This is a genomic window from Photorhabdus caribbeanensis (assembly GCF_018448885.1).
In the GTDB taxonomy this organism is placed as follows: Bacteria; Pseudomonadota; Gammaproteobacteria; order Enterobacterales; family Enterobacteriaceae; genus Photorhabdus; species Photorhabdus caribbeanensis.
This window is the reverse complement of the sequence record NZ_RCWB01000008.1, coordinates 23223-50111: the sequence shown is the minus strand read 5'-3', so window position 1 is coordinate 50111 and position 26889 is coordinate 23223. Positions and strand designations below refer to the sequence as shown.

Genomic DNA, 26889 nt, shown 5'->3' with positions numbered 1-26889 from the left:
TTCAGATAGTGTTGAAAGTAAGTGCTCTCACTCGATAATAAGCATCATAAATAAAAATGACTTCTACGTTTGGATAAGATTTTATACGATTTATATAAGCATCGTATCCACCAATAACACCTATAACCGGTGCTTCTATCATATCTTTTGACTCCGTAGGTTCTCCATATTCAGCTCTTATCGTTTCCTTATCCATTAAAGGTAAAAATGGATAAGGCAAACTACCATTATATTCATCATGCTCACCATGTATATCAATTAGAGTTATCTGGACTGAATTCAATTGCCTAGATTTAGAATCAAAAACTAATGTAATTCCTTTTTCAGGCTCGCAATTGAACGACTCATCCCCTTCAAAATGAAATTTAAATATTCCTTTAGATATCTCACCATCCTCAACTAACGTTTCCGCGGTTTTTCCAAGATATTTAACTAATTTCGTAATATTATTCACTATTACTACCCTTATTCTTCATGCAATCAGTGTAGTTCTTCCAATACCTTATATCACTTCTGCTTATTCCGCCTTTGAGATATCTCTACCATGTCACACTTTCAGCACGAAGGAAAGTTATTGTCTCAACTTGTTCAAGCAAATCATGGGATAATTGTATATAAATCTTTTCCTCAGATTCAGATACATTGTAAAGGTAGAGGTCTTTCCAACCATATTGACAGTTAAACACCTTACATGGTGGAAAAGACTTAATTGCCTGCCCAAAATGCTCCTTAACCCATGCACGCGTCATTGGATTAACCAAAGGGAATGGCAATTGATTTGGATAAACATAACGGGGCCGTTCTTCATCGATCAATGTCAGAGTAACATGTGTTAATTTCTTACTGTTCCGGTCAAAAGCCAAAAATACTCCCTCCTTCTGCATATCTAACGACACATAATCGTCACCAGAATCTCCCCTAGGTTTACTCTTATAAGGAATTAGACCTTCATCAAAAATTTCCTGATAGGTTTTACCCAAACTATTAATTAATGCATTAACATTGATCGCCATTATTTATATAACCTCTGTTTCATATCTGACCTCTAGCATATAAACATGGATAACGATTTATTAGCCGCTATCCAATAAAGATAGAAAACTGAAAAAAATATCCCAGAAAACGTCTATACAACTTGCTCAAATGCTAATACATCTACTCGCAAATCAGTTAAATATGAAAAATGAATATTTGTATTAGGGTATTGTTCGCTTAGTTTAAGTATATAAGCATCAAACCCACCCATAAGCCCTATTACCGGAACTTTTTTTGGACCACCGCTGGAATCAGGTTCCCCCATGAGTGTTCTAACGGTTGTTTTATCCATTGAGTTTAAAAATGGAGGAGGCATATCGCCATTATATGAATCATTATTATCATAAACATTGATTAATACAAACTCCACTGAATGCGGCCTCCTTGAAACATTGTGAAAAGTTAGCCTCAGACCGGGTTCTGGTTTACAAAAAAATTCATCGTCTCCTTCAAAGAAATATTCAAACTTATTAGCTGGAATAATCTCTTTTTCAATTAGTTGCTCCGCTGTTTGTCCCAAGTTATCAATTAACTCTTTAATGTTGATTACCATTATTTTCATAACCCCTGTTCTTGATTGAGCTAAGGCTATATTCCCCGCTCAAAAACCAACCCTCTAACACGCAAATCAGTTAAATATAATCGCGAAAATCCTTTTCATCACTTACTCAATCTCTATTTTTTAAAGCCAGGTTTGCCGTTTTTGGTTCTCCATTCCTTTATCACTTCAAGCACACCTTCAGGACTATCTTCAATGCCATCTTCTGGATAGAAGATTAAATCACCGCCAGAGGGGTGTTCTGAAATTCTTTCAAATTCATCTATAGCTTCTGATTCTTCCTCCTCTGTTCGAAAATTTCCATTAAATATTTTCTTTATCAAGGATAAAAATTCATTTTCAGTAATATTCATTACATTATTTTCCATAGTTTATTCACCTCCAGCTATGTAGTTCACCATGTCTCTTTGGCGTAACAACACTAATGTTATCAACATTATAAACATCTCCACCTTTAGAAATAGGCTTTTTATGATGTAACTCGTATTTTTTCTTTTTTCCTTTCCATTCGTCTTTCCTTGGAGCTGGAGCTTTTCCTTTTTTCATATTTCCCATATTCGCAGTTTTAAATTGCTTAGAAAACTCAGGGTCATTAGCAACTTCTTTCCAAAACGCATTCCTGAAATTATCAAAGTTATTAAACTTCCTCCCACGCAACTTATCTGCTATCTGACTGGGAATTGGTGCTCCCATACCTTGCCCTGCGCGACTTAACCAGTTTCCTTCGATTTTTTGTCCCCGACCAGTTACCACTCCCGGTTGATTCCGAGGAGTATTAAACATCACATAGATCGGCTCTATGCCTGAATCGGCTGGGAATACCAGAATATAATCACGGAAATCCTTTTCCTACGTTACGGGCAGCGATTTAATATCGCTATCCACTTTACCAAAGACAAATAATTAGAAATCACACTTCACTCAAATTTTTTTAAAAGTTATATTACTCACCTTCTGATCTGTAGAATACGCAAAAATTATTCGTGTATTTGGGTACTGATCGCTCATCCGGTCAATATAAGTATCCCATCCTCCAACCATTCCAATAACTGGCAATTTAACAGCGCCCTTTGTCTCTGATGGCTCTCCTAGCACAGATTTAACCTTTGTCTTATCCATTTCAGGCAAAAATGGGGGCGGCATTTCACCTCTATAAATCTTCATCCTTGGCCCAGATTTAATTAGAGTAATACCGACTGAGATTAACAACCTTGATTTATCTTCAAAAACTAACGTTAATCCATCCTCTGGTATACAGAGAAATTCATCGTCTCCTTCAAACAAATATTCAAACTTTCCTGTCGGGATAAGTTGTTTTTCAATTAATAGATCTGCTGTTTTCCCTAGACTATGAATTATTTCAACAATATCTCTCATTACCTGTACCATCCTTTCTCTTGATTAAATTTATGTAAGTCTTTCCGGGCATTATTCAATTGACTATCAGTATAACCTTCTTCTTTCAGGCCTGGAGTCATAGCATCAAAGTTACTATCAACTGCTGCTTTCAAATCGGATGCATCCTGAATCCTTTTCGTTGGTGTATTTCGCCCGCCATAAGTTTCACTATATTTTTGATGAACCCAGCGAGAAACAGCAATACAAACGCTATTCTCTAAGATATTTTTGAGCACACCAGAATCTAATTCTCCGTACCTTTCAATCAAATAAATTTTCAATGCCGCCTTAGAAGGAATATGATCAATATCCAACCCATCATTACGGCTACGTCCAGCCAGATCCTGATATTCTCCCACTTCCAACGGTTTCACCGGTGGTTTACTCAAATACACATACACCGGCGGCATATTAGGAACAGGGAGGATCAGAATATAATCACGAAAATCCTTCTCTTCCGGCATCGGTAACGATTCAATATCGCTGCCGACTTTATCCGGGATCGGCAACACGGTTATTTGCGACGGAATAAACGGTTGTTCTTCATTCCCGGTATGCGGTGGAACTTTGAATTCCTGCTCGCTCGGCGTCCATAAAATTGTCGGCCGGTTTTCTCCCGGTTCCCAGAACTCGTAATTACCGGTGGTCCGATTCAGCGTCATCATGCGAACCGGCACTTTATCCAGACCGCCTTCCGGGCTGACGTGATATCCCTGAACCGTCATCCTGCCGCTTTTTTCATCTCTGATCCAGCGAAAACGTACACGAGTTGGTGCTTTACCGTACTGTTCCGCTATCTGTCTCAGACGAGACGGATCTAAGTAATCCTCCTCACCCTCATTCAGCTTAGGTGAATAAAACAGCCCCATTAATCCAACTGTCACCGGATTCGGCGCCGCTAGCCAACGTCCTGCACTGATGGCGCCGCCGCCAATGTAACGCATCACCAGCGTTTCCCCTTCCGCTACCGCGCTACGAGCAGTGGCGGCCACGGCGGTAGCAGCCGCTTCGGCTTTATCTTCACCACCACGGAACCACCGTTTATACCACGGTAATTTTTTATCCTGCGGTTTATCCGGTTCAGGCGGGTGTTTCTCACCTTGTGGAGATGGTTCCGGTTTTTGCGGTGTCACCGGAGTGGGAGATGACGGAACCTGATATATCGCCATTCTGCCGAAGTTATCCGCCGGTTCGGCTTCGGTTCCGGCATCGGTACAACCTTTACCCCGTAAGCAAGATTTCGCAAACACCGGTATCGGAGGCTCTTTAGTCACAGGAGGTGCGGGCTGAACGTTTCTCGCTTCCTCCACCGGCGACGAGAAATTTTGGGTCGCCATATTAACAGGGGATGTAGCCCGATTATTGGGTTGCTCCTGCTTCTCATAGCTGTCCATCTCCGAATTGATGAACCTAGCCCGACAGGGGCAAGTACTCACACTGTCCAATGTACCAGCCAATTTACGTCCCATATCAAACACATCTGATACACCACCGACAATCGTGTAACTACCGGGATGTTTGCCACAAGTGACCTTATCCCCTTCACGAGCGGTTGCCCGTCCATTAAATGTCATGGTGTGATCACCGGTAATAATCTGTCCGCCACAGGTTGTCTTATCACCAACAAGCAAGAAATATCCTATTGCCATCTATTCATCTCTCCATTGATTTACAGTATGGAGAGTGAATCTAGTTGAAATTATTGTCATATCATTATCACCATGAGTTAATACACATGATTAATAATTCATCACATTTCGCTTAGAAAACATATAGGAATATTCTGAAAATTGCTTATTTTATTGTCTCCAACAGGCGTAAAACACCACATTTTGCAACAATTTACATACAACTTGATAACATAAACAGATAATCACCGCCATTGCGATAATAATGTAAAGTCGAAAAGATAATGGTTCGATATGTTGAGGAAGCCGTTAAACTCAGAAAATAAAAACGCTGACCATAAAGATCAGCGCCTAGTCATTTATCTCATCAAATATTTATTATTGACCAAACATCTCTCGCAACCAGCCCGGTGCTTCTTCTTGCTGTTGAACCGGTGCTGATACCGCTGTTTGCTGGCACAAACTCTGTGGATCATAAGTCCAAACCGGTAATGTTCGCCAACCACTGCCACTACAGCTAAAGCTGCCATCCTGATTAACCGCCATATCGACAATGCCTTCCGGTGGAATATTATTCAACATCAGCGGCGTCTGATTTTCCAGATAACGGCGATACACATTCAACGCCCCTGTAGCACCGGTCAGATTGGTCGGGTCGTTGTTATCGCGGCCAACCCATGCTATCACCACCTCTTTACCATCGATTCCGGCAAACCAGCTATCACGCAGATCATTGGTGGTACCCGTTTTACCCGCCAGATTATAACGACCAAACTTAGCGTTCAGAGAACGAGAAGTTCCATTCGCCACCACCTGCTGCATACCATATAGCGTCAGATAAGCCGCCTGAGCCGGTACAGCCCGTTCAGCCTGTGGGTAACTCTGATATATCACGGTACCATCCTCCGCGATGACAGAACGTAACGCGGAAAGCGTCGCACGGTTGCCGCCACTCGCCATTGTCTGGTATTCCTGCGCTACTTCTAACGGCGTCAAGCTAAGAGAACCCAGTAACATGGCCGGAACCTGTTGAATCACTTCCTCCGGTACGCCAAGCCGAATCAATGTGTTGCTGACATGATCAAGACCAACCGCTAATCCAAGGTTCACCGTAGGAATATTCAATGAATTTGCCAGCCCATCTATCAACATGACACGCCCACGGAAACGGCGGTCGTAATTTCTCGGTTCCCAAACCTTGCTGTTCGGCTGTTTTACCGCAAGAGGTTCATCCGACAGCCAGGTATTCAATCGATATTGATCAGGTTCACTCAATGCCGCCAAATAAGTCGAAGGTTTTGCCAGTGAACCAATTGAACGACGCGCCATCATCGCTCGGTTAAATCCAGCATATTGAGGTTGAGAACCACCAACCATCGCTCTGATTTCACCACTGATGCGATCGACAATCACCATTGCCCCTTCAAGGTCAGCAATTTTGCGGGTTTTTCTCAGGCTGGCAATCCCCTCTTCTACTGCATTTTCAGCCGCATCCTGAGATACCGGGTCCAAAGTAGTGAAGATTTTTACGCCGGACAGATCATTTACTTTATCCCCCAGTCGGTCCTGCAACTCCTTACGAACAAGCTGCATAAACGCCGGTTGTGGAGTAATAACGCCACCTTTCGGTTTTACCCCTAGTGGACGAGCACTTAATAACTTATAAAGATCTTCATCAATAATTTGCTGGTTTTGTAACAGCTTGAGCACCACATTACGACGCTGGAGAGTGAGTTTAGGATTACGCCACGGATTATAGAGTGAAGCGCCTTTCACCATACCAACCAGCAACGCCTGTTGATCTAAACTCAATTCATCCACGGGACGACCAAAATAGTAGAGGCTCGCCAACGGAAATCCTCGGATCTCCCCGTCACCACTTCGGCCTAAATAAACTTCGTTCAGATACAGTTCGAGAATTCGATCTTTGCTGTAACGATAATCCATCAGCACAGCCATATAGGCTTCATTGGCTTTGCGCACCAAAGTACGTTCATTGGTCAGGAACAGGTTTCTCACCAATTGCTGCGTCAGGGTACTTCCCCCCTGAACCGTCCGCCCGGCAGTCAAGTTAGCCAGTGCTGCACGCCCAATGGAAAGAATACGGATGCCATCATGTTGATAGAAATGGCGATCTTCCGTCGCCAGCAAAGTGTTAACCAATAACTCCGGGAAACCAGAACGTGGCACAAATAACCGCTGCTCCCCATTGGGGGACTGCAACATGGTAATCAGCTTCGGATCAAGACGGAAGAACCCAAACTGACGCTGGTTTTCCAGATTTTCGATCCCTGCCAAACGGTTATCGCTGAAAGTCAGCAGAGCGTGGATCTGCCCCTCTTTGCTGTCAGGGAAATCAAACGGACGGCGTAACATTTCAATGGTTTCACCTCTGACAGAAAACTCTCCAGGACGGGTAATTTTTGTCACCTGGCGATACTGCATCCCTTCTAGCAGGTGTACCATCTCTTTCTTACTGTAGTTCATGCCCGGTTCAAGATTGACCATGCGGCCATAGACTGCCGCCGGTAACTCCCAGACTTTTCCATCAATGCGATCGCGGATTTTGGCATCCAGATAGACACCATAAGCCGCCAGTATTACGGCAAAAATAATAAATATCTTGAATAACAACCAGAACCAACGCCACTTTTTCTTAGGTGGACGAGAATACTTTCCTGTCGTTGTCATGGGTTGATCCTCTTCATCATCGTAGTCATCATCTTCATAACCAATATCATCATCATCCAACCTATATCGCCTTTTTAATGGCCGTTTATGGCGAGATACCCCTTTTTTGCCTTTACGTCCAATTGGTTGACGATCTTCACCAGACATTCCAAAATTCTCCAAAACCGCTCAGATTCTCTTATTGGGTTTTCATATTTTTTAATGAATTTATTCGCCGACAAAAACAAGGGTTAAACTCTATTACGAATATTTTTTTGTCCGCCGAGTCGGTACCGTATTCGCCGGATCATCCGGCCATAAATGTTTTGGATAACGCCCTTTCATCTCTTTTTGCACTTCACGATAGGATCCTTGCCAAAAAGCAGCCAAATCCTGTGTGATCTGCAATGGCCTTTGGGCGGGTGATAGTAGTTCAAGCACCAGTGTTACCCGCCCTTTTGCCAGAGATGGGCTTTGCCGCTCACCATACATTTCCTGTATCCGAACTGATAATACCGGCGGTTTATCACTGAAATAACGGATTGCTATCCGACTGCCGGTAGGGACAGTGTAATAAATAGGCAGTTCATTATCCAGACACTGCTGTTGTTGCCAATCCAGCAAATTTTCCAGCGCCGGTGACAAATCAATCTGTTTCAGCCCTTTCAAATCACGCACACCAGTAAGGAACGGCATCAACCAATCATCCAGAGAAGCCATTAATGCTTCATTATCTACTGTCGGCCACTGCATTTCAGGCAACCATTTGGCCGCACATTGGATACGGATGCACAACTGAATTGCCGCAAGTGACCAGTTCAGTTCATGTAATCCCTCACTGCGTAACCAGTTTAGCAGAGCCTGTTGTAATTGCTCATCGGAAGGCTTTGTCAATCGTTGGGCTTTTACTGTCAAGCTGCCACATTGCAACCGCTTCCAAGCCTGTAACGTCCCTTTGTTATTATCCCATTCAACAACACTCTGCTCGCTGAATAAATTCGGTTGTTGCTGTATCAGAGGTTCAATATCCAAAGGACAAGCCAGCAAAATACGCGCATCAGGATTCCTGCTGTTTTGTAATAATGAAGGAACCACCAGCCACGATTCGCCAGATAACTTTTCTTCATCATCGATTATCGTTCCCAGACCATTCGCCAGTTGAAAACGCCCTCCCTTATCCCGATTTTTGGCTATTCTGTCAGGAAAACCTTGGGCTAATAGCGGTGCGGCAAGTCCGCTGTCTGGCTCACCAAAATGATCGCCCATATTTCTAGCTAACTGCTTTGCCCGCCGTAACCAATGAGCTTGTCGCTGCTCAACCCAGTACGTGATATCCGGCTGACCACCACGGGGCGGTTCCTCCAGAATCGCGCTCAACATAGCGGCAGTTGCCAACATGTCGGCCCCTTGTTCCAATCCTGCACATAACATCGCAGCCAGGCGCGGATCACTGCCGGATTCCGCCATTTTTCTGCCTCTGGACGTTAACTGACCATTGTTATTGACTGCACCTAACTGTAATAACAGCGATTTAGCCACCGCCAGAGCCGCCGCAGGGGGAATATCCAGCCAGTGCAATTGGGAGATATCATGGCACCCCCACTGCAATAAGGAGAGCCATAAGCTACTGAGATCAGCATTCAGAATTTCAGGTTCACTATGTTCTGCCGCTCTTTCTGCCTGTTCTTGACTGAATAGGTGCCAACAAATTCCGGCTTCCAATCGGCCTGCTCGACCCGCTCGTTGTGTCATAGAAGCTTGACTGATGCGTTGAGTGATCAGGCGAGTCAGCCCATTTTTAGGTTCAAAACACGTTGTGCGTTCAAGGCCGCTATCAACCACCAACCGGATACCTTCAATCGTTAAGCTGGTTTCCGCAATGTTAGTCGCCAAAACAACTTTACGGCGTCCACATGATGAAGGTTCGATCGCTTTTTGTTGCTCAGCCAATGACAACGCACCGTATAACGGGCACAAATCGGTGTCCTCAGCAACTTTCCCGCTAAGAAACCCAAATACCCGTTGAATTTCTCCGCTACCCGGCAAGAACAACAGCATAGAACCTTGCTCCTGTTGGAGTAACCGCAATACAACGGTAGCTACACTCTGTTCAAAAGGTTGATGAGCAGGCAAATGATAATAATGTCTGGTGACAGGAAAGCTTCGCCCTTGAGAAGTCACCACTGGCGCATCAGGTAATAAAGAACAGAGCCGCTGATTATCCAAGGTAGCTGACATGATCAAAATTCGCAGATCATCCCGCAGACCTGCCTGTACATCCAGCAACAACGCCAGCGCCAAATCGGCCTGCAAACTGCGCTCATGGAATTCATCCAGAATCACCAGAGAAACCCCTGTCAGCATGGGATCTTGCTGCAACATACGGGTTAGAATGCCTTCCGTTACCACTTCAAGGCGAGTGGTTGTACTCACTTTCGTTTCTGAACGCATCCGGTACCCCACAGTCTGCCCGGTATTTTCATTCAATTGAGCTGCAAGGCGATTGGCAACACTGCGAGCGGCAATTCGCCGTGGTTCTAACATTATGATACGCCCAGAAAAATCGGCCTTTTTCAAAATTTCCAATGGCAAAGCCGTCGATTTCCCGGCACCGGCCGGAGCATGAAGCAGGACCTGTTGTGAATTTTTCAACGCACTCAGGACAGGTTCGACGATCTCATATACAGGCAATAAAGACACAAATACTCCATACCAAAGAAAGTTAACTTTCAACCGCCTGCATTGTAGCATTGCCTGCTTCAATCTTATGCCATCCGTCATTAAGGCGTTTTTATGAAATTCTATCCACTATGCCAATACAGGGTACAGAGAGAATATAATCATGCATAATTGCCATTGATACAGTAATATTGCGGTTTCTGTTTTTAAAAATAAATAGTTAGATTAGATATATAAATAATTTTAATTTTAACGCCAAATACATTGATAAATTCATTTAATGTGCTAATCTTTTAATTACCTAGATTCTTAATTATTTTTACAAAGTTATGAAAGGAGTTTAAAATTGGGCTCTGAATTTTGCTTTGTCAAATATGGTTTTGATAAAAATTTAAATGAATTAACAAATGAGTTTCAATTTGATGAGTTATCTACCGGAAGAATACTCTTCCGTAATACAACAAATGTATCTAAATTTAAAAGTGAAAGATATACTGCTTTTTTAATTGGTAATATATATAACATATCTACCATCAGATTCATTCTTGGAAAAATAGAAGGAAGAGCTGGTGTGCTTAGCGATGTGGAGGTTTTATTATTAATTAGAGAAAAATTTGGCAATTCCATTATTTCTATAGCAGAAGGGGATTATTGCCTTTTTATTGAGGATAAAAAGGGAAATATAGAAGTAATAACAGAGTCTAGAGGATTAAATTTAGTAAATTTAGTACAGACAGATTTGATTTGGATTACTAATAGTTTGAAGATTGTTGGTAAGGTAGAGGGAGATAAAGCTTTTGATTTCAAACCTGAAAGCGAAGTTATTAAGAACTCACTAAAACCAGATAATTTTTCACCAATAAGAAATGTGTCCAGATTAAAGCCTGGTACAATAAATAAATTAACATTTGATGAACAGAGATATCTTCATTTGGAAGTTGAATATGTAATATCTCCTGTAGAGGAAAATTCTTTTGATATAAAAGAAAGTGTTCTTCTTGAAATAATTGATTCTGATTTGAGAAACTCTATTTCCCGGTTATCTAAAAATAATGAAATTATAGGTGTTCCACTATCAGGAGGGTTAGATTCGAGTTTAGTTACTGCTTTAGCATCAAAGTATTTTGATAAAGTAAAAACATGGTCTATAGGAACAGAATTAAGCAATGAATTTGAATTTTCTAAAATTGTTTCTGATTATCTTGGTACAGAGCACGAAGTTAAAATTCTTAGTGAAGATGAAGTTATATCAGGTGTAGTAAAAGCTATTTATTATAATGAAATATTTGACGGATTATCTTCTGAGATTCAATCAGGATTATTTAATGTTTATGAATTAGCAAAAGGAAAAGTTAATTCATTGATAACAGGATATGGTTCTGATTTATTATTTGGGGGTATATTAGACCCCGAAAAATCCTATATTGAACCAAATAAAATATTGTCTGAGCAAGTTTATAGAACTAAATGGACAGGAGAATTTTCAACTCATGGAGCAGGAAATTATGGGTTGAATGTTTATCATCCATTTTGGACTAATAATCTTATATCTTTATGTCATAATTTGGAACCATACTTTAAAATAAGAGATAACGAAGTTAAAAATATTTTACGAGAGTATGCAAATAGTATAAATATCCTCCCAAAAGAAATAGTGTGGAGAAAAAAAATAGGTATTCATGAAGGATCATCTGTTAATAAATCTTTTGCAACAATGATAGGAACTGAAGTAAATAACTATCAAGATAAAACAAGGTTTAGTTATTCTATATATAAAGAATTTTTGACAGGAAGATTGTCAATTGAGGAAGCAAATTCAACCAAGTTGTGTGAAATCATAAGAAGGAATTAGATATGGTAATAGAAAGAGATTTTAGCTCAATTAGGGTAATTATTCTTAACCATGAAAATAAGCATAATCCATTTAGTGAAAGTTTAGAAAACTCAATTAAAAAATCTTTAATTAAAGCTGATCAAGATGACAATGTTAAAGCCATTGTTGTTTATGGTGGGGAGAATCGTTCTTTTTCTTCAGGGGGAGATTTCAGTGAAGTTAAAAATCTATCAGGAGAAAGTGTGGAACGTTGGATAGATAGAGTGATTGATCTATATTGTGCTGTTTTAAACGTAAACAAACCAACAGTAGCTGCGGTAGATGGTTATGCTATAGGAATGGGATTTCAATTTTCTTTAATGTTTGACCAAAGAATTGTATCAAGTGAAGCTAAATTTATAATGCCTGAATTAAAACACGGTATTGGTTGTTCTGTAGGTGCAGCTATACTTAGTTTTACACATGGACATAATATAATGAAAAAAATTGTATTTGAATGCGAAGAGATTTCATCAGAAATGTGTATTGAATACAATATTGCAAATCAGGTAATAGATAAAGAAATTCTTTTAGAAACAGCAATAGAACGCGCTAATTTACTAGCAACATATCCGAAAACAGCATACTTAAACACAAAAAAATTTATGAACAAAAAATTCGTTGATATCTTGGAAGATAGCAGAAAAGAATCAAAATTAGTTCATAAAAATTCGTTTGGCTCTAGAGATTCTCAAAAGCATTTTAAAAAAGTACTTGGTGAGAAATATTAATAAGGATAATTAAATGAATAAAAATTTACAATGGTCGCCAATAATGAAGTCAGGTTTTGGTGCTAACATTAGTGCAGATGATTTTTTGAAAGTTTCTGCTGAAGAAATTAAAAATCTTCTAATGAGGCAAGGCTTTGTTGTAGTCAATAAAATAAACCTTAATGCTGATGAATTTCGTGATATATACAGCAAATATGGAACAATAGTTGAATATGCAGATGAAAAAATAGATGTTGGTTTTGGGTATCGTGATACATTAAAACTTGAGGGCGAAAAAGGAAAAGTTGTCACTGGACGTGGACAACTCCCATTTCATGCTGATGGTGGGTTATTGTTATCGCAAGTAGATCAGGTTTTTTTATATGCCGCAGAAATAAAAAACATGAAGTTTCGAGGAGCAACTACTGTTTGTGATCATGTTCTTGCATGCAAAGAAATGCCTAAGCATTTATTACATGTTTTAGAAAATGAAATTTTTGAAGTAAGGGTTCTGGAATATGGCTACTATGTAGATGTATCTCCTGCTGGATGGTTTCAAGTTCCTGTATTTACTGACCTTGGATGGGTGAGAAAAATGCTAATATATTTTCCATTCGATGAGGGACAACCAGCCAGCTGGGAGCCAAGAATTGTTGGGTTCACAGATGAAGAAACAAAGAGATTTTTTGCTGAGCTTACTGAATTTATGAAAAACCCCCGCTATTATTATAAGCATTATTGGGAAAGAGGTGATTTAATTATAATGGATAACAGAAGAGTTATTCATGAAAGGGAAGAATTTGATGACGATAATATCGTTCGTCGTCTTTACCGTGGGCAAACTGCTGATATTTAAATTCCTCCCCCTTCATAGAAGGGGAGGTAAAAATAAAGTGACATATGAGTTGTTATAACTATAGAAATTACAAATAATGGCTAATAAAAAATCAAACAATAATAAAGTTTTTAAAGACGAAACATCACTGTATTCTAGATATAGTATATCAACCCTTTTTCTTAAGTTTTTTGTAACTTTATTGTTAACAAATAAAATCACAAAAAAAATTTCTTTATGGATGATGAGATTTATTTTAAATAAAAAAAATAAGTTTTTTATTAGGTTTTTAAATGGGGTTTATTTTGGTGGTGAAAGTATAGATGAAGCAAAGGCTAATGTGATTTTTCTATCAAAAAATAATATTCATAGCATATTAGATTATGCAATTGAAGGGAAAAACGACGAAATTTTCTTTGATAATGCGCTAGAGTCAACATTAAAATTAATTGATCTCGCTAGCAAAGAGTCCAATATACCATATGTTGCCATTAAGCCTTCATCACTAGGAGATATTCATCTTTATGAAGAAAAAATGAGAGGTTGGAATTTTTTTGGAGAAAAAATTAATTCTTGGAGTAGGATATTAGAACGTTATGAAAAAATATTTCATTATGCAGAAATTAAATCAGTTAAAGTTATGATTGATGCAGAGCAATCTTGGATTCAGGCGGCAGTAGACAAGATTGTCATAGATAGCATTATTAAACACAATAAAATATTACCTATTATAACATTAACAATACAATCCTACAAAAAAGAATCCATTGATCTTCTGATGTTACTACATAAAATTGCTATTGATAATAACATTAAAGTTGGTATTAAGATTGTTAGAGGAGCTTATTTAGAAGAAGAGATTAAAAATAAAGAAAAATCAATTGGAACATTTTTTTTTAATAAAGAAGAGACTGATTTAAATTATAATTATTTAGTTGAATACATATCAAAAAGAATTGAGTATTTTTATCCTTTTTTTGCAACTCATAATGAAAATAGTATATCAATCATATTAAATAAGAATGAATTAAAAAATAAATCATTTTGGATTGGACAATTGTACGGGATTGGAGATCATATTTCATCAAAACTAGCTTACAATGGTATTAGGACGTGTAAATATTTGCCATATGGGCCAATTGATAAATCATTGCCATATTTATTAAGAAGGATAAATGAAAATGCAGTGGCTTCAGATACCTTTGTTACAGAAAACAAAAAGATAATGAAAGAGATTATTTTAAGATTAAAAAAATATGGGAGATAAAAATGGATGTCTTTAAATTAAAAATTGGAAATGATTCTTTTGATATATCATCGAATGAAACGATTTTGAAATGTGCTTATAAGAATGGAGTTAAATTAAAATATCATTGCGCTTCTGGATATTGTGGAAAATGTCAAGTAAAGCTTATTTCTGGTGAAGTTAACTTAGATCATTCTGGTGGAATATCTAGAGATAAAATATCTTCTGGATATATATTGACTTGCTGCTCATACCCGAAAAGCAACATTGAAATATAGGAAAAAAATGAAATATATTTATTTGTTTTTATCTATAATAATGTCATCAAAAGCATATTCATTTGATAACATGAAACTCAGCTTTGTTGAAGGCGGTGATTTTTACGTTGGTAGTGTGTTTGGCGCTCAAAATTATGAATCTCATTCTAATGTTACATTAAATTCTTTTTATATCATGAAGAATGAAGTTACTTATTCAGAATATAAAGAGGTATATGAATGGGCTATATTAAATGGTTATGATTTTGATGATGGATGTAATGGGGCACATTATGAAGATTGCCTTCCTCCTGAGCAGGATGAAGGCAGGCATCCTGTGACTAGTATTAAATGGTTAGATACCATTCTTTTTTCAAATGCATTAAGTGAGAAATTAAAACTCACTCCAGTATATTTTCAAAAAGGAAATAAAATTATTAGAAAAAAAGACAAAAATTTAGAGATCTTTATAAATACAAACGCTAATGGCTATCGTTTACCTACCTTAAATGAATGGCATGTTGCAGCAAGGGGCGGAAAGCCTGCCTTACGATTAGGAAGATATGGATACTATCACTCTGGAAGCAATGATTCTAAGAAGGTGGCATGGTATCCAGAGTTTAATACAAGTAATTTTGGAACACAGGTTGTAGGTAAATTATCTCCAAACGACTTAGATTTATACGATATGAGTGGAAATGTTTCTGAATGGGTCTATGATAGTTATGAACTTGGTACAGTTAAGTTGTACTATTTTTGTGGTGGAAGTTATCTTTCCCATGCAAACAGCTTATCCAGTTGTGATAACCATAGTTCAGGATATATTATGCCAGATGTTGGATTTAGATTAGTTAGGAGCTATTTAAATGAAAAATAAATTTTACCTTATTTTTATTTTACTTTTCTCTTTTGAGGCATTTTCTCATTGCGGAAATAAGGTAAATCTAAAGGATGGAATCAATCTTATAGATTTGAATGGTGATGGAAAAAAAGATGTAATTTTTTATGCCAAATTTGAAAACAATACATCTCATCCAAGTAACACATTAACTGTTTTTATAAAAAATAAAAATGGGAAATTTAATATAGTTCCACTCCCAAATGATACTGGTTTTACTTGGTTTGATTTTAAATTATCTGCTTCTGAAATAAAAATACAAGATTACGAGCTAAGGGTAAAAAATGGAGTTTATTATATTATTTTTTTTCGCAAAAAAAATAATGATGATGACATATTTGGAGAATACCCAGTAGAATTTATTAAATATGATATAAAATATAACAATGAAGTGCCTGGTATTTCAAATTATTATTGGGATTATACTAAATCCTATCTTACAAAGAAAAAATATAAAAATGTTAGTGATGCCATGACAGAATATAATATGGAGTGTAGTTTATGAAATTTTTTTTATTTTTTTTTGTTTTTTTATCTTTTTTTTGTCATTCAGGAGAAAATGAATCTTTTAGAAAAAAAATACAAAAAAAAATTGACGATAAAATATTATTATGCCTAGGTGAGACTGAATGGCCAGTATCAATTAATGAAGATTCTATATGGGCTAATGCGAACATGGAATCTCTTGTTGATGCTGGATTAGTAAAGTTGGATTTTAAAAGAGGAAAAAATAAATTATGGAATTTAACCAATTTAGGGAAAAAAGAATTTAATAAAAATGGTGATTTTTGTTACGGTAGAATGATGTTAAAAGACATTCTAAATATAAATTACATAAATAAAAAAAGAGGATTTATAGTTTTTAACTACTATGTACACTTATTACCTGAATGGGCTAAGAACAAATCAATAAGGTTTGCATATTCTTATCTAGATAATATTATCACAGGCATTGACAATGAAAAATATCAAATTGAATTTGAAAAATCTGACACTGGGATTATTAAAATAATAAGTGATCCTATTCAACTTGAAATTCTTTACTAATTTTAAGCAATAATAGGGTTCAGAAACAACGGAATAGTACACTCCGTTAAATAACTATTTAATGGCAGATTCGACTAAATATACATTACACCTGCTGGATAGTCTTGGTATTCAGCATAAAAACAATTTTATGAAACATCGTTCAAAAGCAGTTATTTCGGATAAAGATTACTCCAGCCAATCATTACGTAGCCGATTAAAAAAATCAGGGAATAAAAGTGATAATTCCGTATATACCCAATGGATTTCAAGATGCATCGCGACGGCAAGGGAGCGAATCCCCGGGAGCATAGATAACGATGTGACCGGGGTGAGTGAGTGCAGCCAACAAAGAGGCAACTTGAAAGATGACGGGTATAAATCAAACGAAAAATCCCGGTCAGATAGACAGGTAAAATTCGACCATAAGACGAAATGTTGTGGAAAGATGTTTTGGTCGACTGAAAGAACATTGTAGCATTGCCTGCTTCAATCTTATGCCATCAGTCATCAAGGAGTTTTTATGGAATTCCATCCACCCTTACAATCCGCCACGCTAATTCGTCGTTATAAACGCTTCCTGGCTGATGTCATCACACCGGAAGGTGAAACACTGACCATCCACTGTGCCAATACGGGCGCAATGACCGGCTGCGCGACACCGGGGGATACGGTTTGGTATTCCACCTCTGATAATCCTAAGCGCAAATACCCCAACAGTTGGGAATTAACAGCAACGCAGGATGGTCACTGGATTTGCGTCAATACGCTCAGAGCAAATGATTTAGTCGCTGAGGCCATTGCACAAAATGCTATTCCAGAATTTTCTGAATATAAAAAAATCAGTCGGGAAGTAAAATATGGCGCAGAGAACAGCCGGATAGATCTGCTATTACAGGCAGAACAGCAAGTTAATTGCTACATTGAAGTGAAATCAGTGACGCTTCTCCAGGAAAATTGTGGCTATTTCCCTGATGCTGTCACGACCCGCGGGCAAAAACACCTACGGGAATTGCAACACATAGCAGAACAAGGGCAAAGGGCGGTTTTATTTTTCGCGGTCTTGCATTCTGGCATCAGGCAGGTCGCGGCGGCGGCACATATTGATCATAATTATTCATCTCTTTTGGAACAAGCGCGAAATTCTGGGGTCGAAGTTATCTGTTACCAGGCCAACATGACAGGAAAAGGGATGATTTTAGGCGATAAGTTAACTTTTGTACTAAAATGATTAATTTATCGATTTACCTAATTATTTGCAGCCAAGTTGTACAAGGTGTAAAGGCATGCAATACATTTGCTTCCACACCATTGTGAAACTAATGGCAGGAACAATTGCCAACCCATGCTCCATCTGCTATTTATAGCGGCCTGTTTTTTTCCCCGCTAGGGGTTTGTTTGATAGTGCGTGTGTAGGAGAAGTATTATGCAAGAAGGGCAAAAACGTAAAACCTCGTCCTTAAGCATTCTCGCCATCGCTGGGGTAGAACCTTACCAAGAAAAGCCAGGTGAAGAATACATGAACGATGCCCAGTTGGCGCATTTCAAGCTAATTCTTGAAGCATGGCGCAATCAACTCAGGGATGAAGTAGATCGTACTGTATCTCATATGCAAGATGAGGCAGCGAACTTCCCTGATCCAGTTGACCGTGCGGCGCAGGAAGAAGAATTCAGTCTTGAATTACGTAACCGCGATCGTGAGCGTAAATTGATTAAGAAGATCGAGAAAACCCTGAAAAAAGTCGAAGATGACGATTTTGGTTTTTGTGAATCCTGTGGCATTGAGATCGGCATCCGTCGTTTGGAAGCCCGTCCAACCGCAGATTTGTGTATTGATTGTAAAACTCTGGCCGAAATCCGTGAAAAACAGATGGCTGGCTAATTAATGGTGTTCCAAATACGGCGTCTTCATGGCGCCGTATAAACAACGCCACTGATCCCCATATGATAAAATCTGAACGTCCCCACGCTTATAGTCCCCACTCTTATATTGGGCGTTTCGCCCCATCACCTTCTGGTGATCTGCATTTTGGTTCATTAATCACCGCCATTGGCAGCTATTTGCAAGCCCGCGCTTGTCAGGGAAAGTGGCTGATACGTATTGATGATATTGATCCGCCCAGAGAAGTTCCCGGTGCTGCCGACCGTATTCTTCATGCGCTTGAGCATTACGGTTTACATTGGGATGGTGAAATTCTCTATCAATCTCAACGCCATGAGGCTTACCGTCATATCCTTAATCAGTTGCAACAACAAGGCTTAAGCTATTACTGCACCTGTACCCGTCAACGTATTCATCAGATTAATGGTTTTTATGATAGAAACTGTCGTGAATTAAATTTGCCCGTTGATCATGCGGCAATTCGATTCAAACAACGTCATCCGGTTTACGGTTTTGAAGATAAATTACAAGGATATCTGAACGCCGATCCGGTCATGGCCGAGGAAGATTTTATTATTCACCGTCGTGACGGTTTATTTGCCTATAATTTGGTCGTTGTTATTGATGATGATTATCAAGGAGTGACCGAGGTGGTAAGAGGGGCTGATTTGATCGCACCAACCGTCCGTCAGATTGCGCTTTATCAGCAGTTAAATCTGAAAATACCTGACTATATTCATTTACCACTCGCTCTGAATAAGGATGGCAATAAACTCTCCAAACAGAATCATGCTCAGCCGATCCCATTGGATGATCCCCGGCCATTACTGATTGAGGCATTATCTTTCCTTAATCAACCAGTCATAGAAAACTGGCAAGACCTTTCTCGTGATCAGTTGTTGGAAAAAGCAACAGCACGTTGGGAGCTGGATCGAATTCCACGACAAGGTAAAATACATAGGTAACGTGAATAAAGTTACGGTTAGTCATAACAACCATTCTCAAAAAATACACAGTAGGCTATGATTAGCCGCTGTTTTTATTTGTTTTATATGATTAGTTACTTATCGAGGTGTACCATTTTTAACCGAGTAGCAAATTTCTGCCGTAACTTATTGATCCGCGAAGGGAAAAATAACCGCGAACCACAGGCAGCCAGTGAAGGATCAATCACCGGATCTAATCGTTCTACTCAGGAAGAGTACGTAACTCTTCACTCTAATCGCCAAAACCCCTATCAATCTTCACCCAATGTGGAAATACAAAGGAAGGTTGAACAGGAGAATCCTCATTCGGATTCATCGATAACAATAATTCCACGGGAACAACATAGTATTTCCCGCAGAGATATCAGTGAAAATGCACTGAAAGTTCTTTACCGTCTGAATAAATCCGGCTTTGAAGCCTATCTGGTTGGCGGCGGCGTCCGGGATTTATTACTCGGCACGAAACCGAAAGATTTTGATATTGCCACCAATGCAACACCAGAACAGGTACGTAAACTATTTCGCAACTGCCGTCTGGTTGGTCGTCGCTTTCGCTTAGCTCATATTATGTTTGGTCAGGAAGTGATTGAAGTCGCAACATTCCGTGGCCCACATGAACAAACGGGTTCTGGTGATAAAAATCAGTCACAACAAGCACAAAGCGGTATGCTGCTGCGGGATAACATCTTCGGATCAATTGAAGAAGATGCTATGCGCCGCGATTTCACCATAAACAGCCTCTATTACGGCATCAATGATTTCTCTCTGCGTGATTATGCTGGTGGTCTTCATGATCTGGAAACCGGCGTTATCCGCTTAATTGGCGATCCTGAAACTCGCTATCGAGAAGATCCAGTAAGAATGCTGCGCGCGATCCGCTTCGCTAGCAAGCTGAATATGACCATCAGCGAAGATACCGCCGAACCGATTTCTCGTTTGGCTTTTCTGCTGAGTAATATTCCGCCAGCCCGCCTGTTTGAAGAATCGCTAAAACTTTTACAAACCGGTCAAGGCTACAGTACTTATCAACTTCTACGCGAATACCGCCTATTTCAACCACTTTTCCCATTGGTTCAGCGCTATTTCACCGAAAATAACGACTCGCCAATGGAACGTATGGTCAATCAAGTTTTAAAGAATACTGATTACCGGTTACAGAACGATAAACGGGTTAATCCAGCGTTTTTATTCGCCGCGATGCTCTGGTATCCACTGGTTGAACACGCGGAAAAGCTGTCTCAAGAAGGCGGCCTGGCTTACTACGACGCTTTTGCATTGGCTATGAATGATATTCTGGATGAGCAATGCCACTCCATTGCTATTCCTAAACGCCTGACAACCATCATGCGTGATATCTGGCAATTACAGTTACGTCTGCCACGCCGTCATGGTAAACGGGCAAACAAGTTGATGGAGCACCCTAAATTCCGTGCTGCCTACGATTTGCTGGAACTCAGAGCCAATGTCGAAAACCGCAATGAGCTAAAAGAGCTTGCCCATTGGTGGGGAGAGTTTCAGCAAGTCAATGCATCACAGCAACGAAGTATGATTTCCGACCTGGGCAGCGAGGTTGTCCGTCGTCGTACACGGCCGCGCCGTCACTATAAACCAAGACTAAGCAGGAACGGCTGATCATTATGGCTCGTGTTTACATCGCTGTTGGCAGCAATCTGGCAGAACCTATGCAGCAAGTAAAAAATGCACTTGCTGCATTAAAGGATTTACCGGAAACAGAATTTATTGCCTGTTCCTCACTGTATCGTACTAAGCCGATGGGGCCGCAGAATCAACCTGATTTTCTGAATTTAGCCGTCGTACTGGAGACCACGCTAACACCGGAAGAATTACTCAATCACACTCAAGCGATTGAACTGGCTCAAGGACGAGTAAGAAAAGATGAACGCTGGGGGCCAAGAACACTTGATCTGGATATCATGCTGTTTGGCGATCAGGTGATTAATACCGAACGCTTAACAGTGCCTCATTACGGACTAAAACAGCGCGAATTTATGCTCTACCCGTTAGCTGAAATTGCCCCTGATCTCATATTTCCTGATGGGGAAGCTTTATCTGAAAGACTGAAACACATTCCAGAAAACGGCCTGGCGCTTTGGCTGCAACCGCAGTCCTCTGATTCTAATCATTACATATAAGGATCTCAGTTCAGTCCGTGGCCGATTTCTGTATATAACAAGAAAAATTGCAGGAGAAGGAAAATAAATAATGAAACCAATAACCATGACTGATCTGAATCAGCTCAAGAAAGAAAAACGTAAATTCGCGACGATTACCGCTTATGACGCCAGCTTTGCCCATCTGTTTGCCGAGCAAGGTATCGATGTCATGCTGGTTGGCGACTCACTGGGTATGACCGTGCAAGGGGCTGATACCACCATTCCAGTGACCGTTGAAGATACTGTCTATCATACTCGTTGCGTCCGTGCCGGAGCGCCTTACACTTTCATTATTGCCGATATGCCTTTCATGAGTTATGCCACACCAGAGCAGAGTTGTGAAAACGCGGCCAAACTTATGCGTGCTGGCGCTAACATGGTGAAACTTGAAGGCGGTAGCTGGTTATACGATACCATTAGTACGCTGACCGAACGTTCAGTACCCGTTTGCGCTCATTTAGGGCTAACTCCCCAGTCCGTTCATATTCTGGGCGGCTATAAAGTTCAAGGACGTGATGAAGTATCAGCGAATCAATTGATAAAAGATGCAATTACCTTGGAAAAAGCGGGCATACAACTGCTGGTATTAGAATGCGTTCCCGTTGATTTGGCTAAACGCATCACCGATGAATTACAAATCCCGGTAATTGGTATTGGCGCAGGTAATGTAACTGACGGGCAAGTTTTAGTGATGCATGACGTACTAGGCATTACAGTAAGCCCCCCTAAATTTGTGAAAAACTTCCTTGAAGACGCAGGAAATATACGTGATGCCATCCGCTTATATAAAGAACAAGTGGAAAGCGGCGCCTACCCAGGTAAAGAACACTCATTTTATTAATAAATTCCTCTTGTTAGCCCGAAGGCTGCAAACATACTAAGGAGTATTAAGCAATGCTGATTGTCGAAACTGTACCGATTCTACGCCGTGAAATCCGCCGCTGGCGTCAGGAAGGAAAACGCATTGCACTGGTGCCAACAATGGGTAACTTGCACGATGGCCATATGACGTTAGTCGATACAGCCAAAGGGCAAGCAGATATTGTGATTGTCTCTATTTTCGTCAACCCGATGCAGTTTAATCGTCAGGATGATCTGGCAAGATATCCCCGTACTTTACAGGAAGATTGCGAAAAACTTCATCAACACGGTGTTGATCTGGTATTTGCTCCTGCTGATAAGGAAATATACCCTGATGGTATGGAACATCAGACCTATGTTGAAGTTCCTGGGCTTTCCACTATGTTAGAAGGGGCCAGTCGTCCCGGTCATTTCCGTGGTGTTTCAACTGTGGTGAGCAAACTGTTCAATCTAGTGCAACCAGATTTAACCTACTTTGGCGAAAAAGATTTTCAACAATTACAACTTATTCGCAAAATGATTGCCGACCTGGCTTATGATATTACGCTGGTTTCAGTGCCCACTGTGCGCGACAAAAATGGCCTGGCTCTCAGTTCGCGTAATAACAATTTAACCGCCGATGAACATCGAATCGCCCCAGAACTCAGCAAAATCATGCGATCTATCGCAGAAAAAATGGCACAAGGTGAACGCCACACAGAACAATTGCTCACTCAAGCTTCCGCACAGCTACACGAAGCGGGCTTTGTACCTGATGAGTTGTTTATCCGTGACGCCGAAACATTGGCGCCGTTAAATACCGAAAGCAAAAAAGCCGTTATTCTAATGGCTGCCTGGTTAGGGCAGACCCGTTTGATCGATAATCAGCAAGTAGATTTAACCCAATAATCGCCGTTGTATCAGGCTTTATTGATGCAAAAAGGCTCTAAGTCGTCATCGAATCAGGAGAAAAACCATGTTGCGTACGATGCTACAGGGGAAATTGCACCGAGTGAAAGTGACTCAGGCAGATCTGCATTATGAAGGTTCCTGTGCAATTGATCAGAATTTCATGGATGCAGCCGGTATTCTGGAATATGAAGCTATTGATATCTATAACGTGGATAACGGCGAGCGTTTTTCCACTTATGCTATCGCCGCTGAACGTGGTTCTAGAATAATTTCAGTTAATGGAGCGGCTGCACGCCGTGCGGCGGCAGGTGATAGGCTGATTATTTGCTCATATGTACAAATCCCTAACGAAGATGCCCGTCACCATAAGCCTAATATCGCTTACTTCGACGGTGATAATATTATGAGCCGTATAGCTAAAGCCGTGCCAGTTCAGGTAGCTTAAATATTAATTTAAGCGCCCAATAATGGGTAGGTTGTGAAGACATTGCAGTTGTGAAGACATTGCAAATGCATTTCCCCTACCCATTCATCACCACTTAATAACAACAAAATCTACAATTAAGTCCTCAATCCTCGCCCTGTTTCAATTAAATACCAGGCAGCAAGATAAAAAACCACAATAAATGCAGTCAAAACACTTAATGTAATTATCAAAGAAACATCAGTAATTCCCAGGAAACCATAACGAAAACCACTAACCATATAAACGATCGGGTTCAGCTTGGAAACCGCTTGCCAAAATGGGGGTAATAATGTCAATGAATAAAACACTCCACCAAGGTAGGTCAGCGGCGTTAATACAAAGGTCGGAATAATACTGATATCATCAAATGTCTTAGCAAAAATCGAATTCAACAAACCACCTAGTGAGAACAGAATGGAGGTCATCAATAACGTGACAACAATCATCCACCACGCATGAATATGAAGCGGAACAAAAAATAGAGAAACCAATGTCACCAGAATACCGACGCAAACACCACGGGCAACACCACCACCAACAAAGCCCACAATAACTATGTGTGTCGGAACCGGCGCTACTAATAATTCCTCAATACTACGCTGGAATTTCGCGCCAAAGAAAGAGGAAGAAACATTAGCATAAGAGTTAGTAATCACCGCCATCATAATCAGGCCAGGGACAATAAACTGCATATAATCGACACCGCCCATTTCTCCAATACGCGAACCAATCAAGCTACCGAAAATAATAAAATAGAGCGACATGGTAATAACCGGCGGTAATAAAGTCTGTACCCAGATGCGACCAAAACGGGTAATTTCTTTAATCCAGATAGTTTTTAGCGCCACCCAGTACAACTGAATCATTTACGATCTCCTTGCTTGTTATTCACCAAGCTGACAAATAACTCTTCCAGACGGTTCGCTTTATTGCGCATACTCAGAATATGAATACCCTGAGCACTTAATTGGGTAAATACGCTATTTATTCCCTGACCGCGTTGAACATCCACTTCCAAAGTAGAGGCATCCAGCAACCGATAATCATATCCTGCCAGTTCAAGAGTTGGGTTTTGCGTTGCCAGATCGAAGAAGAATGTTTCAGACTCCACCCGACTGAGTAAATTTTTCATACTGGTATTTTCCACGAGTTCACCATGCTGGATAATACCAATATTACGGCACAGCATTTCTGCTTCTTCTAAATAGTGAGTCGTTAGAATAATTGTCGTTCCCTGAGCATTCAGTTGTTGCAAAAAACTCCACATAGAGCGACGAAGTTCAATATCAACACCGGCGGTCGGTTCATCAAGGATCAATAACTTAGGCTGATGCATCAAAGCACGTACAATCATCAGACGTCGTTTCATCCCACCAGACAAACGAATCGCTCGTTGATTACGTTTTTCCCACAGATCTAACTGCGACAGATAAGTTTTCGCTCTGGCTTGCGCCACTTTTCGCGGTACACCATAGTAACCAGCCTGATTGAGAACAATCTGCAACACCGTCTCAAACGGATTAAAGTTAAACTCTTGCGGAACAAGACCTAACTGGCGTTTAGCATTCACAATATCAGTATCAATATCATAGCCAAATACCTTAACCTTACCGCTGCTTTTATTTACCAGAGAGCTAATAATGCCGATTGTGGTGGACTTCCCTGCACCATTCGGACCCAATAATGCGTAGAAGTCTCCAACTTCCACATTCAGGTCTATCCCACGCAGCGCCTTAACACCATCAGTGTAAGTCTTAGTAAGCTGCGTTAACTCCAATGCATAAGTCATAAATTACAAAACACCTTTATTATCTGGTCGCCTTTGCGTGTAATGTGGAAACATAATGCTCCTTTTCTGCCTGACTTGCTTTGCAAAAACAGCAGAAAGATTAAAAACAAACAGCAACAAAATATTAAAATTTCAATTGATGTTGTATATGATTCTATCTTAAAGAAACACTACCAGGCTATGAATCATGATGAAAAAAATAGAAGAGCTGCTTGCCAATAACAAGCAGTGGTCAGAATCGGTTAACGAAGAAAACCCAAATTTTTTCAAAGAATTAGCTAAATCACAAAAACCTCGATTCTTATGGATTGGCTGTTCAGACAGCCGGGTGCCAGCAGAAAAACTAATCGATGCCGCCCCCGGCGACTTATTTGTTCACAGAAACGTTGCAAACCTGGTTATTCATACTGACTTAAATTGTCTTTCAGTTATTCAATATGCGGTAGACGTACTGGAAGTTGAACACATCATTATCTGCGGACACTATGGTTGTGGTGGTATCGAAGCCGCAATTGATGGCACCGAACTGGGATTGATTAACAACTGGCTGCTACATATCCGCGATCTTTGGTATAAGCACAGTTCTATGCTAGGTGAGTTACCTCCCAATGAACGTCTGAACCGTCTGTGCGAAATTAACGTTGTTGAGCAGGTATATAACCTTGGTCACTCAACGATTATGCAAGCAGCATGGAAACGAGGCCAAAAAGTGATGATCCACGGTTGGGTTTACGGTATCCATAATGGTCAATTGCAAGATCTGGAAGTGACGGCTGACAGCCGTGAAAAACTGGAACTTGCCTATCGCCAGACCGTATCCAAATTGACGAATAAGAAGTGATTATTCTAAGCTACTGATAAAATACGCTGTAGAAAAGGTTATATTTCATCCTTTCTATAGCGTAATTAAATGAAAGTTTATGCAGATTTTTATTTTATTAAATAGCCATTTAAACCTCAAATAGCTATTTTATTTTTCGAGTTTATATATATGGCAATAAGAATAAAACAATCTAAAAAAATAAT

27 protein-coding genes and 1 pseudogene are annotated in these 26889 nt (G+C 40.0%); 17 read left to right on the top strand and 11 right to left on the bottom strand.

Annotated features, from left to right (window positions below):
• Position 1 precedes the first annotated feature (1 nt).
• The 9 genes from EAE90_RS07710 to hrpB form a co-directional block, all read right to left on the bottom strand.
• Complete coding sequence (locus EAE90_RS07710; protein WP_214053005.1) at positions 2-454, bottom strand: DUF6392 family protein; 453 nt, start codon at positions 452-454, stop codon at positions 2-4.
• Positions 455-539: 85 nt separating this feature from the next.
• The gene (locus EAE90_RS07705; protein WP_214053004.1) at positions 540-1013 is read right to left on the bottom strand and encodes a DUF6392 family protein; all 474 of its coding nucleotides are present in this window, start codon (positions 1011-1013) and stop codon (positions 540-542) included.
• 113 nt (positions 1014-1126) lie between these two features.
• Positions 1127-1588 (bottom strand): DUF6392 family protein, encoded by a 462-nt coding sequence (locus tag EAE90_RS07700; protein WP_165578207.1) that lies wholly within the window; start codon positions 1586-1588, stop codon positions 1127-1129.
• 122 nt (positions 1589-1710) lie between these two features.
• Positions 1711-1962, bottom strand: a complete 252-nt coding sequence (locus EAE90_RS07695) for a bacteriocin immunity protein (RefSeq protein ID WP_165578168.1) — start codon at positions 1960-1962, stop codon at positions 1711-1713.
• Between the two features lie 7 nt (positions 1963-1969).
• Positions 1970-2377: an HNH endonuclease signature motif containing protein gene (locus EAE90_RS07690; RefSeq protein ID WP_242685571.1), complete on the bottom strand. Its 408-nt coding sequence runs from the start codon at positions 2375-2377 to the stop codon at positions 1970-1972.
• 138 nt (positions 2378-2515) lie between these two features.
• A complete protein-coding gene (locus EAE90_RS07685) occupies positions 2516-2971 on the bottom strand; it encodes a DUF6392 family protein (protein WP_214053003.1) in 456 nt (151 codons plus the stop codon).
• Positions 2971-4641, bottom strand: coding sequence for an S-type pyocin domain-containing protein (locus EAE90_RS07680; RefSeq protein WP_214053002.1), 1671 nt, complete (start codon positions 4639-4641; stop codon positions 2971-2973). Before EAE90_RS07680 ends, EAE90_RS07685 begins: the two co-directional genes overlap by 1 nt.
• Before the next feature lie 357 nt (positions 4642-4998).
• On the bottom strand, positions 4999-7458 hold the full coding sequence (gene mrcB / locus EAE90_RS07675) for a bifunctional glycosyl transferase/transpeptidase (protein ID WP_214053001.1): 2460 nt from the start codon (positions 7456-7458) through the stop codon (positions 4999-5001).
• Between the two features lie 93 nt (positions 7459-7551).
• Positions 7552-10041, bottom strand: a complete 2490-nt coding sequence (hrpB, locus tag EAE90_RS07670) for an ATP-dependent helicase HrpB (protein ID WP_246550501.1) — start codon at positions 10039-10041, stop codon at positions 7552-7554.
• Positions 10042-10315: 274 nt separating this feature from the next.
• On the opposite strand from hrpB, the gene cpmA reads away from it, so the two are divergent.
• The 16 genes and pseudogenes from cpmA (at position 10316) to panD (ending at position 24053) form a co-directional block, all read left to right on the top strand.
• Entirely contained in the window at positions 10316-11821 is a 1506-nt protein-coding gene (cpmA, locus tag EAE90_RS07665; protein ID WP_214052999.1) for a carbapenam-3-carboxylate synthase, read from the top strand.
• Positions 11822-11823: 2 nt separating this feature from the next.
• The gene (gene cpmB, locus EAE90_RS07660; RefSeq protein ID WP_011144585.1) at positions 11824-12573 is read left to right on the top strand and encodes a carboxymethylproline synthase; all 750 of its coding nucleotides are present in this window, start codon (positions 11824-11826) and stop codon (positions 12571-12573) included.
• 13 nt (positions 12574-12586) lie between these two features.
• The gene (cpmC, locus tag EAE90_RS07655) at positions 12587-13408 is read left to right on the top strand and encodes a (5R)-carbapenem-3-carboxylate synthase (protein WP_214052998.1); all 822 of its coding nucleotides are present in this window, start codon (positions 12587-12589) and stop codon (positions 13406-13408) included.
• A 76-nt stretch (positions 13409-13484) separates the two neighbouring features.
• Positions 13485-14670: pseudogene (gene cpmD, locus EAE90_RS07650) on the top strand (carbapenem biosynthesis protein CpmD).
• Positions 14657-14911 carry a carbapenem biosynthesis protein CpmE gene (gene cpmE / locus EAE90_RS07645; protein ID WP_011144588.1) on the top strand — a complete coding sequence of 85 codons (255 nt, stop codon included), beginning with the start codon at positions 14657-14659 and terminating at the stop codon, positions 14909-14911. Before cpmD ends, cpmE begins: the two are co-directional and overlap by 14 nt.
• Before the next feature lie 7 nt (positions 14912-14918).
• Positions 14919-15767 (top strand): carbapenem biosynthesis protein CpmF, encoded by an 849-nt coding sequence (gene cpmF, locus EAE90_RS07640; RefSeq protein ID WP_214052996.1) that lies wholly within the window; start codon positions 14919-14921, stop codon positions 15765-15767.
• Positions 15757-16293, top strand: a complete 537-nt coding sequence (cpmG, locus tag EAE90_RS07635; protein WP_011145247.1) for a carbapenem biosynthesis protein CpmG — start codon at positions 15757-15759, stop codon at positions 16291-16293. The genes cpmF and cpmG overlap by 11 nt, the downstream gene beginning before the upstream one ends.
• Positions 16290-16835, top strand: a complete 546-nt coding sequence (cpmH, locus tag EAE90_RS07630; RefSeq protein ID WP_214052995.1) for a carbapenem biosynthesis protein CpmH — start codon at positions 16290-16292, stop codon at positions 16833-16835. The genes cpmG and cpmH overlap by 4 nt, the downstream gene beginning before the upstream one ends.
• Positions 16836-17337: 502 nt before the next feature.
• Positions 17338-18045 carry a DNA/RNA nuclease SfsA gene (gene sfsA / locus EAE90_RS07625; RefSeq protein WP_214052994.1) on the top strand — a complete coding sequence of 236 codons (708 nt, stop codon included), beginning with the start codon at positions 17338-17340 and terminating at the stop codon, positions 18043-18045.
• Positions 18046-18240: 195 nt separating this feature from the next.
• Entirely contained in the window at positions 18241-18696 is a 456-nt protein-coding gene (dksA, locus tag EAE90_RS07620) for an RNA polymerase-binding protein DksA (RefSeq protein ID WP_011145244.1), read from the top strand.
• A 62-nt stretch (positions 18697-18758) separates the two neighbouring features.
• Positions 18759-19661, top strand: coding sequence for a tRNA glutamyl-Q(34) synthetase GluQRS (gluQRS, locus tag EAE90_RS07615; protein ID WP_214052993.1), 903 nt, complete (start codon positions 18759-18761; stop codon positions 19659-19661).
• Positions 19662-19748: 87 nt separating this feature from the next.
• Entirely contained in the window at positions 19749-21314 is a 1566-nt protein-coding gene (gene pcnB / locus EAE90_RS07610; RefSeq protein ID WP_214052992.1) for a polynucleotide adenylyltransferase PcnB, read from the top strand.
• Between the two features lie 5 nt (positions 21315-21319).
• On the top strand, positions 21320-21835 hold the full coding sequence (folK, locus tag EAE90_RS07605; RefSeq protein WP_214052991.1) for a 2-amino-4-hydroxy-6-hydroxymethyldihydropteridine diphosphokinase: 516 nt from the start codon (positions 21320-21322) through the stop codon (positions 21833-21835).
• A 70-nt stretch (positions 21836-21905) separates the two neighbouring features.
• Positions 21906-22697: a 3-methyl-2-oxobutanoate hydroxymethyltransferase gene (gene panB / locus EAE90_RS07600; RefSeq protein WP_214052990.1), complete on the top strand. Its 792-nt coding sequence runs from the start codon at positions 21906-21908 to the stop codon at positions 22695-22697.
• Between the two features lie 53 nt (positions 22698-22750).
• Positions 22751-23605, top strand: coding sequence for a pantoate--beta-alanine ligase (gene panC, locus EAE90_RS07595; protein WP_214052989.1), 855 nt, complete (start codon positions 22751-22753; stop codon positions 23603-23605).
• A 67-nt stretch (positions 23606-23672) separates the two neighbouring features.
• A complete protein-coding gene (gene panD / locus EAE90_RS07590) occupies positions 23673-24053 on the top strand; it encodes an aspartate 1-decarboxylase (protein WP_214052988.1) in 381 nt (126 codons plus the stop codon).
• A 116-nt stretch (positions 24054-24169) separates the two neighbouring features.
• On the opposite strand, the gene EAE90_RS07585 is transcribed toward panD, so the two are convergent.
• Positions 24170-24940 carry an ABC transporter permease gene (locus EAE90_RS07585; RefSeq protein WP_214052987.1) on the bottom strand — a complete coding sequence of 257 codons (771 nt, stop codon included), beginning with the start codon at positions 24938-24940 and terminating at the stop codon, positions 24170-24172.
• Positions 24937-25863: an ABC transporter ATP-binding protein gene (locus EAE90_RS07580; protein ID WP_036783123.1), complete on the bottom strand. Its 927-nt coding sequence runs from the start codon at positions 25861-25863 to the stop codon at positions 24937-24939. The genes EAE90_RS07585 and EAE90_RS07580 overlap by 4 nt, the downstream gene beginning before the upstream one ends.
• Positions 25864-26050: 187 nt before the next feature.
• Between EAE90_RS07580 and can the strand changes: the two genes are divergently transcribed.
• The gene (gene can, locus EAE90_RS07575) at positions 26051-26704 is read left to right on the top strand and encodes a carbonate dehydratase (RefSeq protein WP_139655180.1); all 654 of its coding nucleotides are present in this window, start codon (positions 26051-26053) and stop codon (positions 26702-26704) included.
• Positions 26705-26889: the final 185 nt, after the last annotated feature.